The organism is Pseudomonas sp. BCA17, from assembly GCF_004519405.1.
In the GTDB taxonomy this organism is placed as follows: Bacteria; Pseudomonadota; Gammaproteobacteria; order Pseudomonadales; family Pseudomonadaceae; genus Aquipseudomonas.
The window spans coordinates 37,482-49,431 of sequence record NZ_SGWI01000013.1 but is presented as its reverse complement, the minus strand read 5'-3'; the positions used below and the strand labels follow the sequence as shown (position 1 = coordinate 49,431).

9 protein-coding genes are annotated in these 11,950 nt (G+C 59.6%); 4 read left to right on the top strand and 5 right to left on the bottom strand.

What is annotated here, in order from left to right:
- Positions 1-104 precede the first annotated feature (104 nt).
- The 4 genes from EXW71_RS28490 to codA all read left to right on the top strand — a co-directional run bounded on the left by EXW71_RS28490 (position 105) and on the right by codA (position 4,676).
- The gene (locus tag EXW71_RS28490; RefSeq protein ID WP_123715265.1) at positions 105-728 is read left to right on the top strand and encodes an NUDIX hydrolase; all 624 of its coding nucleotides are present in this window, start codon (positions 105-107) and stop codon (positions 726-728) included.
- Between the two features lie 190 nt (positions 729-918).
- On the top strand, positions 919-2,187 hold the full coding sequence (gene codB, locus EXW71_RS28485) for a cytosine permease (RefSeq protein WP_134660667.1): 1,269 nt from the start codon (positions 919-921) through the stop codon (positions 2,185-2,187).
- Positions 2,184-3,401: a PucR family transcriptional regulator gene (locus EXW71_RS28480; protein WP_134660666.1), complete on the top strand. Its 1,218-nt coding sequence runs from the start codon at positions 2,184-2,186 to the stop codon at positions 3,399-3,401. Before codB ends, EXW71_RS28480 begins: the two co-directional genes overlap by 4 nt.
- A 27-nt stretch (positions 3,402-3,428) precedes the next feature.
- Positions 3,429-4,676 carry a cytosine deaminase gene (codA, locus tag EXW71_RS28475; RefSeq protein ID WP_123715262.1) on the top strand — a complete coding sequence of 416 codons (1,248 nt, stop codon included), beginning with the start codon at positions 3,429-3,431 and terminating at the stop codon, positions 4,674-4,676.
- Here codA and EXW71_RS28470 read toward each other — a convergent pair.
- From EXW71_RS28470 to EXW71_RS28450, 5 genes are all read right to left on the bottom strand, one after another.
- Positions 4,673-6,817, bottom strand: coding sequence for a lipase family protein (locus tag EXW71_RS28470; RefSeq protein WP_134660665.1), 2,145 nt, complete (start codon positions 6,815-6,817; stop codon positions 4,673-4,675). The genes codA and EXW71_RS28470 overlap by 4 nt on opposite strands.
- Complete coding sequence (locus EXW71_RS28465; protein ID WP_123715260.1) at positions 6,817-7,611, bottom strand: hypothetical protein; 795 nt, start codon at positions 7,609-7,611, stop codon at positions 6,817-6,819. Before EXW71_RS28465 ends, EXW71_RS28470 begins: the two co-directional genes overlap by 1 nt.
- Positions 7,604-8,440, bottom strand: a complete 837-nt coding sequence (locus EXW71_RS28460; protein ID WP_134660664.1) for a DUF4123 domain-containing protein — start codon at positions 8,438-8,440, stop codon at positions 7,604-7,606. The genes EXW71_RS28465 and EXW71_RS28460 overlap by 8 nt, the downstream gene beginning before the upstream one ends.
- Positions 8,440-10,326 (bottom strand): type VI secretion system tip protein TssI/VgrG, encoded by a 1,887-nt coding sequence (gene tssI / locus EXW71_RS28455; RefSeq protein WP_134660663.1) that lies wholly within the window; start codon positions 10,324-10,326, stop codon positions 8,440-8,442. The genes EXW71_RS28460 and tssI overlap by 1 nt, the downstream gene beginning before the upstream one ends.
- Before the next feature lie 307 nt (positions 10,327-10,633).
- Positions 10,634-11,620, bottom strand: coding sequence for a diaminopimelate epimerase (locus tag EXW71_RS28450; RefSeq protein ID WP_134660662.1), 987 nt, complete (start codon positions 11,618-11,620; stop codon positions 10,634-10,636).
- Positions 11,621-11,950: the final 330 nt, after the last annotated feature.

Here is an 11,950-nt window from a genome sequence, read left to right as displayed (position 1 = left end):
CTTCTCTTTCTTAACTGACTGGCATTAACCCTTGCGGTGGTTTTTTTATGCCCCGCGTAGCACTCTCAACCGGCAAAACCCTGTGCAGAACGGAGGAGACACCCATGGAGAACACCTGGCTGGCCCAAGCCAAACGCTTGCAGGCGTTGGCGTCCACCGGGCTGCATTTTTGTACCGACGACTTCGAACGCGAGCGTCTGGAAGAGATCGCCGAGATTGCCCACAGCATGCTCGCGCAATTGGGCAATGTGCCGCTGGAACGCATCACGGGTCTGGTGCCGGACTTTGCAAAACGTTATTCCACGCCAATGATCGATGTGCGGGGTGCGGTGATCGAGGGCGAGCGGATTCTACTGGTGAAAGAGCTGACCGATGGCTGCTGGGCATTGCCCGGTGGTTATGCCGATATCGGCTTGTCGGCGGCAGAGAACATCATCAAGGAAATTCGCGAAGAGGCCGGCCTGACCGTTACGGCACGGGCACTGTACAGCGTCACCCACAAGGCCAAGGGTCTGTATCGACCGGACGTGCGGGACTTCTACAAGCTGTATTTCCTTTGCGAACGGGTGGATCAACTCGCGCCCGCGGCGGGGTTCGAAACTACGGACGTGGGATTTTTCAGCCTGGATGACCTGCCGCCCCTGTCCCGTGGGCGCACTATTGAAAGTGACCTTGAGGCGGCTTTTGCGTTTCACCGTGGCGAGACCACACTGACGCTGTTCGACTGATCCAATTTGTATCACCGCTGCACTGCTTTCGTGCCCGAGTGGGCACCGAGAACATTCCCCACGGCGTTTTACGGCTGTTTGGCGACAAATAGTGTGCACGGTGCACAACGCCAACCGTGCGCCCGTCACTGCTGCTGATTTGGCACGCCCGGTGCAACAGGCCTGCGTCACTCATCAGGGAGCAACGCACATGACGCAGCAGGAACCGGGCAACGATTATCCTCTCAGTGAAGTCCCCTTGCATGCGCGCAAGGGCCTGGCGTCCACCGCCATGGTGCTGCTGGGCTTTACCTTTTTTACCGCGACCATGTTCGCCGGCGGCAAGCTGGGCGTGGCGTTCAGTTTTACCGACATGCTCGGCGTCGTGGCATTGGGTAACCTGTTATTGGGCATTTACGCCGCGGGGCTGGGCTATATCGCCTTCAAGAGCGGCCTGAATTCGGTGCTGATGGGGCGCTTCTGCTTCGGCGAGGTGGGGAGCAAACTCAGCGACCTGATTCTCGGTTTTACCCAGATCGGCTGGTACGCCTGGGGTACGGCAACGGCCGCCGTGGTGCTGGGCAAATATTTCGAATTGAGCCAAGGCAGCGTGTTGGCATTGATGGCGCTGTTCGGCTTGGTATTTTGCGCCACCGCGTACGTGGGCTATCGCGGGTTGGAGATCCTGTCCTACATCGCGGTGCCGGCCATGGGCATTCTGCTGTTTCTATCAATGTGGGTCGCCACCGTGAAAGTGGGTGGTTTGAATGGCCTGCTGGCGGTGGTACCGAGTGCAGAGCTGGACCTGTCCACGGCCATCACCCTGGTGTTTGGCACCTTTGTCAGCGGCGCAACCCAGGCCACCAACTGGACCCGGTTCTCGCGTTCGGCCAAGGTTGCGGTGCTGGCCAGCCTGATCGGGTTCTTTGTCGGTAATGGCTTGATGGTATTGATCGGCGCGTACGGCGCCATCGTGTACCAACAGCCCGACGTGGTGGAAGTGTTGCTGCTGCAAGGTTTCGCCACGGCCGCGATGGCGATGTTGCTGCTCAATATCTGGAGCACCCAGGACAACACCATCTACAACTTTGCCGTAGCCGGTTGCAACTTGCTGCGCACCCGGCGTCGCAAGACGGTCACCCTCGCGGGCGCGGTGATCGGCACCCTGCTGGCGTTGCTTGGCATGTACGACATGTTGGTGCCCTATCTGATTCTGCTGGGCACGGTGATACCTCCGATTGGCGGGGTGATCATGGCTGACTTCTTTTACCGTTATCGCGGGCAATACCCGCGTCTGGCCGAGGTGCGCCTGCCTGCTTTCAACTGGCCTGGCTTGATGGCCTATGCGCTCGGTACCGTGCTGGCATTCAACTCACCCTGGGTCGCGCCACTGGTGGGCATTGTCGCGGCGTCGCTGACCTACGTCGCGCTCACGGCCCTACTACGCGCGCGGGCCCCGTTGACCGATGCCCCGGCATGAGCCTGACCATCGCCGATGTGCTGGTTCTGCCTGGCCTGGAATCCATGCGCCTGCGCGCCGGGGAAGCCGGCCGCGACAACCGCGTGCGCTGGCCGTATGTCGCGGAGAACAGCGGAATTGCCGAGTGGGTGCTGGGCGGCGAATTGGTGTTCGTCACCGGCATCAATCACCCACGGGATGACGCCAACCTGCTGCAATTGCTCGAGGAGGCCTGCCAGCGCCAGGTGGCGGGCGTGGTGATTCTGACCGGGCCGGCGTACATCCAGGCGATCCCCCAACGTGTGCTGGAGGCCGCTGAAGCTGCCGGTATGCCGCTGATCGAGCAGCCCTACTCATTGAAAATGGTGCTGGTGACCCAGGCGATCGGCTCGGCACTGATACAGTCCGAGCAGTTGGGGCGCTCGCAGCATGACGTGTTGGAGCGACTGCTGGCCGGTGACTACCAATCCCTGGATTTATTGCTGCATCGGGCCGGGCAGTTGGGCATGCCCCTGGCGGGGCAGTGGCAGGTTGTCCAACTGCAACTGGAAGGCAGTGAGTTGCTGTTTGCCCAAGGGGAGGCAGCGCAGGTAGAGACGCAATTGGCGCGTCAACACGAACATATCGACCGGCAGTTGCGACAGTTTTTGCTGCATTACCCGACCTCGCCGCCCGCATTGGGCCGCGCCGGGCAATGGACGCTGCTGCTACCAGCAATCGACGCCGTCACGGCAATGGTCAATCGTCAGCAGTTGGTCATGTGGCTGAACTCACTGAACGTGAGGCTGGCACCCTTGAAGCTGTTTATCGGCCTGAGTGCGGCGCCACACCCGCTGACACGCCTGGCCCAGGCACAAGATGAAGCACGCCAGGCATTGGCCGCTGCGCGGCGGTTCAGCGAACGCGCCGGCCTCTGCGTGTACGACGAGCTTGGCGTGCTCAAGCTGCTCAGCGGCGTACGAGACCGTGCCCTGCTCGACCAATTCCTCAATGAGCGCCTCGGCCCTCTGCTGCGTCACGACCTGCACCATGGTCCAAACCTGATGCCGACCCTGGAGGCCTGGTTTCACGAGAATGGTAACCTTGTAGCCGCCGCCCAACGCCTGGCCGTGCACCGCAATACCCTGACGCATCGTGTTCAGCGTATCGAAGCCCTGTCCGGGCTGACGCTGGATAACGCTTATGATCGCCTGGACATCGGTATTGCACTGATGATCTGGCGACTGTCTGCCTGATTGTTTTTAGCCAAGAGGAACTTGCCCATGCATATCATCAATGCCCGCCTGCGCAACCGTGAAGGCCTGCACGATCTGCACCTGGAACACGGCCGGATCGCCAGCATCACCCCACAAGCGGCGGCGCCGATTTTATCGCCTGGCGACCTGGATGCCGCCGGTAACCTGGTGACACCGCCCTTCGTCGAACCGCACATACATCTGGACGCGACTCTCACTGCGGGTGAACCGCGCTGGAACATGAGCGGCACCCTGTTTGAAGGCATCGAGTGCTGGGGAGAACGCAAGGCCACCATCACTCAGGAAGACACCAGGACCCGCGCCAAAAAAACCATCCAGACCCTCGCGGCCCATGGCATTCAGCATGTGCGTACCCACGTCGACGTCACCGACCCCGACCTCACGGCCTTGAAAGCCATGTTGGAGGTGCGCGAAGAAACCTCCCACCTGATCGATCTGCAGATCGTTGCCTTTCCCCAAGAAGGCATCGAATCATTCCGCAATGGCCGTGCCTTGATGGAAGAAGCCATTCGCCTGGGCGCCGACGTCATCGGTGGCATCCCACACTTTGAATACACTCGCGACCAAGGCGTAAGCTCGGTGAAGTTCCTCATGGACCTGGCCGAACGCACCGGCTGCCTGGTGGATGTGCATTGCGATGAAACCGACGACCCGCACTCGCGGTTCCTCGAAGTGCTCGCCGAAGAAGCCCGCAGCCGTGACATGGGCGCTCGCGTCACCGCCAGCCACACCACGGCCATGGGCTCCTACGACAACGCTTACTGCGCCAAACTGTTTCGCCTGCTGGGACACTCCGGTATCAGCTTTGTGTCCTGCCCGACCGAAAGCATCCACCTGCAGGGCCGCTTCGACAGCTTCCCGAAACGGCGCGGCGTCACTCGCGTCAACGAACTGCTCGAAGCCGGTATGAACGTCTGTTTTGGCCAGGATTCCATCGTCGATCCCTGGTACCCCTTGGGTAACGGCAACATCCTGCGTGTACTCGAAGCGGGTTTGCACATTTGCCACATGCTCGGTTACCGCAACCTGCAATCCGCTCTCGACCTGGTCACCGACAACAGCGCCAAGGCCATGGCCCTCGGCGATCGCTACGGACTGGAGCCTGGTCGACCGGCCAACCTGCTGATCCTCTCGGCAGACAGTGACTATGAGGTGATCCGCAGCCAGGGCCTGCCGTTGTACTCGATCCGCCACGGTAAAGTGCTGATGAAACGACAACCGGCGCAGGTGGAGTTTATGCACGCGGCAAACTAGACGATTGAGTCGATGTCCAGTGTGTGAGCTCTCCCCTGCTCATTGAGGATCGGTGGCGGGATACTGGCGACTTGAGGCAAGTCCTGATTTTCCCGATGGGTGAACCAGCGCTTGAGGCTGGATTGCAGGTTGGCGTTGCAAGCTTGTTTGCCGTAGACGTCACGGGCCTCAAGGCGGCGCCAACGAAGGGTTGCCAAGCGCTCGCGACTGGTGTGCAACCGGTCAATCTCGGCATTCAAGGCATCGTTATGTTCATAGTCGCGATCATTGGCCGGGCGCCGTCGGGCAAGGTCTCGCCGCTTGGCCCGCAACTGCTCGCGCATATCTTCAAAGGCCCGATCCAGCAGTTCGAACTCCCTCGGCGTGACCAGGGGCCCCTGGTTATCCAGTGTTTGCTGCCAGCGCCGTAAGGTGGCCCATGCCGCCGGGATGTAGCTGGCAGTCATGAAGTGCTGATGAGCCTGGAACAGCTGCTTGAGCAGGTTGTCGCGATTGGGCATATCGCCCTGCAGTTGCAATGCGCGATTACAGCCCGCCTCCTGAATGGACGCACAGCCTGGTCTCCATAACACCGAAGAATGCGTGCCGTCCGCAAGCTTGATCGGCATGAAGTGCTGCTGCTCGCCGTGATGCCGGTAAGGGTTGCCTGCGACGCGTACCAGCCCTGCGGCGAAGAGCAGGCCGCCGTGTGCAGGCGCGCCGAACAACGTTATGGCACCTGGAATCCAGAGTTTGGCGGTGGTATTCATCCACGTAGCCGGGACACTCGGCACGGGGTCGTTGTGGTTGACGATACGGTGGTGGACCAGAGCAGAAGCGCCGTCGACAAACTCGCTGTCGGCCGCTCGAGGGGCGCCGTAGGTGTAGAGGAGGATGTTGTAGCTAGGATCAGATACACGACGCAGTCCTTCTGCCAACAACAGCGCAATGGCGCCGCCCAGGCTGTGTCCGCAAATGACTATTCGCTGGTCTTCATAAAACTGGCTGAGGTAGCGCAGCACGAAGTTTCGCATAGCCCGGTAAGCCTGATAAAACCCCAGATGCACCTTACCGACCCCTTCGGCAAAGGCCACCTGATGGGCATTCGCGTCGCGCAGAGCATCGGCGGCGCTGACAGTACCCCGCACAGAGATCAGAATGATTTCATCGTGGTGGCAGATAAAAGCCTGAGTGTCAGTGCCAAATTCTTCGTCGTCGAAAAAGTGCAGGATCGAGGGATGCTCCTGGTCCTCCTCGCGAGCCGGATCGTTTTGCGGATACAGCTCGGGATCGAAGGGCAGGATCTCGAAACGCCGGGAGTAAGGAACATCTTCATATACGGGAAAAAAGCGTTGCGTTTGCTCGAGATCAACTCGCCAGGCTTCGTGATACCCCGATAACGTTTCGGCAAACAGATTGCCCACGGTAGGGTTGAACGGGAACGTCACTTTATCAATAGGTTTCTTAGAGGGTTGCTGACCAAAATCGCAGTAGCTCAAGGCGGACATCAGCGCCAATTGGTATAAGTTCAAGGCACAGAACTGATCCGCAGTGGAAAGCATTGGCCGTAGCGCACGTAAGGGCCGTACTTCCAACACGCTGAACTGATTGGGAAACAAGACAACTCCCGAGGACAGAGGCGGGCCGAATCCAAGGTCGTTCACCATTTTCAATGCATGACGGTGAGGGCTGAAGATCGCAGGAGCGATCGACGGCAAATGCGCGACATGATTAACCAAATCGCTTACCTCAACGTGATAAAACCGGTCCGCCTGCTGCATGGCGGGATTTCCCTGAATACGCTGCCCCTTGGCATCAGAAAACCGTGTTTGTTCGGCGCGGACTTGAATCTCGGTAATCGGCAGCTTGTACGTCAGGCGCGCGCTCAAGCGGTAATAGGGCTCTTGTGCCCCGCCATACAGGTCATCGAACCTGAGAACCACAGGACCGCGGTGACCCCCCCGTATATCAGCGAACCCCTCTTCATCTAATTTACCGTTGTACTCACATCCCATACTGTCGTGAACCGTATAGGCAAGCCCGCCGTACGCTTTCCCACTCCCCGTTTCATCCACCAGGCAAAAACTCACCCGGTGCCCTTTCATTGCACAAGCAGGCATCTTGTCGCTGAAAAAAGCATGCTTCCATGCATCTTGTTTCATCAATTCGCTCCTTGTTGATTGCATGTCGGGTAGACATCACAGATACGGCCATCCGGCATTTTTACAGGCTTGAACTCCGAGTCGCTGCCGGTGCAATACGCTGCGATATCCTCAAAACTTTTACCTCGGCAGCGCTTCCACCCTCCCGGTACAGCTATCCATCTGTGGTCAAAAGCAGGTAACTCTTCATCAAGAACCGTCAATACCATTCTTAACGTTTTCCCCCGCAACTGATCTCGTTGGGCAACGCCGCCGGCCTTCATCTTTTGCGGCTGACCGGCAGCGTCCAACGAATTGCATTGCAGAATCTTGATGATCGCGTGCATAGGTCCTATCGTGCGGAAATACCACCGGCATTGCCCTCTCAACTCCTGAACACCTTCCTCAGGCATCCCGGGTAGATCACCGCCCAAACGGTCTCGGATACCAATTCCCGCAAAATCCCCACCCACATCCCAATCCTGCTTTCCCCATTTCGCATAAACATCAAATTGCACACTCCTTAATACCGAAGGACACCCCTCAATGGTTTCGCTGAGTGGCAATTCATAGCTCACCCGACTGGCCACGGGCTTGAACTTGGTAAAAAAGACCTTTCGCTCTGGCCTTTTGCCTCGACGGATCGGCAGGGAGCAGGCTGCGCCGGTGGCGGGACGATAATTTGCAGCCGTCTTCAGTTCAAAATCCGCCGGCAGGTCCAGCTCCAGCGTAAAGCTGTCTGTGCTCTTCCCGGCGCACCCCGATAACGCCAGCATCCCCAGCACAATCACCACATGGTTCATCCAGCTAGACATGTTCCGCCCCCTCCCTGCGCCACTGCTCCACCACCCGTTCGTAATGTTCCACCGGGGTCTCGCCTTTCATCGGCTGCCACTGAATCACGCTGCTTCGCGTGGCCTCCTCCAACCGGCGCACCACCAGAAACTCGAGCTGTTGCGGTCCACACCACTGCCAGGCGTGGGCCTGCTCCAGCACCTGGGTCAGCCAGATCCTCGGGTCTTGAAACTCCACCAGCGCCGCCAGGGCTTCACTGTGCTCTGCCAGCAGGTAGCGCAGGATGTTGGCATGCAGGATGGCCGCAGCCTGGGGGTTGGGGACCTGCGACCAGGGTGCGGGATCAGACACCGGATAGTTTCCCGGTGCCGGGTTGTCGCGGCAGCACCACCCGTCGTCGTGCCAATAGCACACACTGACCAGCGGCCCCAGGAACACTGGCCATTGTTCGGCAGGCAGGTACGTCAAGACGCGAGCCAGCGTACGGTTATCTTGAAAACGGTAAAGGGCCTGGCGGCCTGGTTCGCCGACCAGCATTCGCTCGCGCCAATGCCGGGTCACGTCGGTCAGATCGTCATTGAGCAAACTGCCCAGCCATCCCCAGTTCGTTTCGGGCTTTTGCAGCAATTGGGTCAAGCCCGGCTCTGCTAAGTCCTCCAGCAGCAGGATCACCGGACCTGTCTTCGCCAGTTCCGCTACCGCCGTTTGACTGTAGAGGGAGCAGTAGCGCGAGAGGTCGCGAGCCGCTGACAACCCCTGGCATTCTTCGCCGCCCCCATCGAGAATCAAGCACAGCTGGCGTCCCGCCTGTTGCTGTTGGACCATCCATGGATAAGGCATGCCTTGCATCACGCAGCCCTCCCGGTGAGATCGCACTGGCCTTCACGACAGCGTTCGCATACGGGGCAGTAGTCCGCATCCAGTTGCCGGGCCAAGTCCATAACGCTGCCTTGAACGGCGGAAACCTCGGGGCGATCACCGGAAGGTAAAGCGCTCGTTACCGACGCCCCTGCGACAGTGATGGGACGGCTGCTGAAAATACCGCCCGCTTGAATGACCAGGTGTTCACCCCCAGCCTTGAAACTCAACTGTGTGCCCCCGTCGATCACCAGGCTGGCACCCGCTGTCAGGTGAACCTGTTGTCCGGCTCCGATCACCAGGGTTTGGCCAACCTGAATGTGACTGTCGCCTTGTACCTCCAGGCGGCTGTCATGCCCTACCTGTTGCTCCAGGTCACGCTGGGCGCGCAGATAGATAAGTTCTCCACCCTGGCGGTCTTCGAGGTGCAATTCGTTGCTGCCTGTGCTCCCCGGGGTGCTGCGGCTGCGTAACACGCTGCGCGTCTTGTGCTGCGGCAAGGGGTAGGCCGGCAAGTGCGACGCATTGGGCAGGCAACCATTGATCAATGGCTGGTCCGGGTCGCCCTCCAGGAAGCTCACCAACACCTCCATACCGACTCGCGGAATCATCATTGCGCCAAACCCGTCACCGGCCCAACCGGACGCCACACGCACCCAACAACTGCTTTTGTCATCCGTCGGGTCACGACGGTCCCAATGGAAACGCACCTTCACCCGACCATAGGCATCGCAATGCACATCCTCGCCGGCAGGCCCCGTGACAGTGGCGGTCTGACTGCCGTTGATAGTGGGTTTGGGGTGTTTCAGCGGCGGCCTGTGCACTGCACGCCAGGGTGTCGCGGTGAAACGGTTGTGATAGCCCTGAAAGGTATCCGCTTCACTCGTCGCCTCCTCCAGCACCTGCGGTTGATAACCTTCGTGGCGCACCGAGGTGATCAACCACAAGTCGTTGCACACCGGATCGGGATGCTCTTGCAGTTCGAGAAAGTGGCCGCTGCACAGCAGAGGTTGGTCGCTGCGGCCCGAGGCCCGACAGCGATCCGCCAGGTGGCGCTCAAGGCCCCGAGTAGCCAGCTGCCTGCCGCGTCCATGGCCGGAAAACCCCGCGGGGTAGTGATAGTCCTCAAGAGAAGACGCTGTTGCAGAGCCCGCTTCCCCTTGCAACTGCAGGGACGGATGCTCGAAGTCGTATTCACGGCGCACCGTTCTTCGACTGCGGGTGTCCAGGCGCACATCGAAACGCTGGATGCCTGGCACTTCAGCCAGCGGATCGTTGGCCGAGTGATATCGCTGCACGGCCAAGCGTCGGAACACGGTCTGGTCGTCACCAAACACCAGCAGATGATTGTTCGCGCTGTGACGGAAGTGATAGTGGATCCCCTCCTCTTCGCACAACCGCTGAATGAAGTGCAGGTCAGTCTCCGCGTATTGCACGCAAAAAACGCGAGGCGGATACACCACAGGCCCCAGTTCGAATACATACGCATCGGCCAGGATGCCGTGCTGCTCAAGCACGGCGGCGATGATCTGCGGCACGCTGCACTGCTGGAAAATCCGCTGGTCGCGACGGTGAGCGAGGCTCGCCAGGCGGGGGGCCAGCGTCAGGTGATATCGGGTGAGCCGGACGCCGGTGTCGCCACGCCCGATCGCATAGACTTGACCGTGGAAGCCTTGATCCACCTCACCTATATGCAGGTACGCCGGTTGATGCAGCAATGCTTCCAGATCCAGGCAGGGGTTTTCGCTGACCAACTGCACATGAATGAAATATGGCTGGTCAATAAATTCGCGGCCCTTGAAAGCAAGCACCTGAAAGTCGGAAGTTACTTCTGGAATAATCAATTTGAAACGTGACGAAACAAACGCGCCAACCATCCGTTGTTACCCGCCGTTAATAAACCCATTCGCTGATTAAAAGCTCTCCCCCGTGAACACTGATTGCCAGCCGAGAAAAAGCGCCTGAACGCCTTGAAGCTTAGCGATTTCAGGGGAAATTCGGCCCTTCAGAAATAAAAAAGAAGTTTCGTACGAGAGTGATGGAAATGACTTTTACAAAATAATTTATATAGCCGGTCAGCACATTATCCAAAACCGGAAAACTCTTACACTTGAACTTTCCAATGCAACTAAACGCTTAGGAAACAGCTGACAACTTCCCAAGTTACCAGCTAGGGTTCCCTGCTTACGGCTGCCGGTGGGCAGCCCCGAACAGACTGACGCTCAACAATGTTTCCGCCTCTGCGTGCAAGCGGACAGGCACCGTGCCACCCGGCATCACCACGGCCACCTCACCGGCATCAATCCAACCCGCGCGCCACGCCGCACAAGCCACGGCACTGGCGCTGGTGCCCGAAGACGCCGTCGGCCCCTCGCCCCGCTCGAACACCCGCGCGATCACCCGATTGCCCGGGGCTCGCGCAGCCCATTGCAAGTTGACACCGGCCGCGCAGGGTTGGCCGCTGCCCCCAGGAGGCGCGAAGGCAATTGCCCGCAGGCGTTCAAATAATACGGGGACGTCCATCGCCGGGTTTTCCGGCAAGGCCGAGGCCTGCTCCACCAACGTCACGCAATGGGGGTTGCCCACTCGCACGAACTGGCTGCAGGCCCATTGCGGGTCGATGGTAGCCAGGGCGGCTACGTGGCTGAACTCACGATGCCCCACCGAGACGGCTTCAACCTCTTTGGCGCCGACTGCTGAAGGCCCGAACGCCGGCTGCCCCAAGGCCAGCCAGAAGCCCTCGACCCGTTCGTAGATCGCCGGTTCGACATGAGTGACCACCGGGGAGGCTGCATCCGACTTATCGTGATGCACCCGCAGATCACACGCCTGAGCCATCAGGCCCTGATCGGTCAGCGCCTGGGCAAAGATGGTCAACCCGTTGCCACTGCGTTCGGCCAGTGTGCCGTCAGTGTTGACGATCAGCAGATCAAACGGTGGAGCCGCTTGAAACGGTCCGACCAGCAAACCATCGCAGCGATGCGCTTTGGCAGCCGCCGGGCGCGGCATCGTCCCCCAGCCACATTCAGATGCAATGGCCAACGCGGTCCAGGCCAGCCGCGTGCTCACCGCCTGATCGGCGCTGAGTGGCAGGTCGATACCATGGCTGCGCAACTCAGCCGGGCTGACCACCCCATAGATATTGCCGCGCGCGTCGTAGAACTGGGTCATGAGGCGAGCTGCCTGGAAATTTTCATCGGTTCGTCCATACGATTACCTACTGATTGGGCAGCAGCGTATTACAGAACACTCCGGGTGTGGAAAGTGGTCTGGAAGGTGGTAACCCGCTGCAAGAAGCCTGGGGTTCATCAGTCCTCACAGGGATTACGCACCTTCCAGGCCACCTCCTACGCCCGGGATAGTCCTTGTGTGGTCGTCGTCGCCCAGGGCGTTCCATGTTTGTAAAAATAGAATTCGCCCCCCGTAGGTAATCCTGAGGGAACCCGGCTCGCTCGACAGGGCCTGATGTGCAAGGATGTCGCGCCGGACATCGTTCGTTGA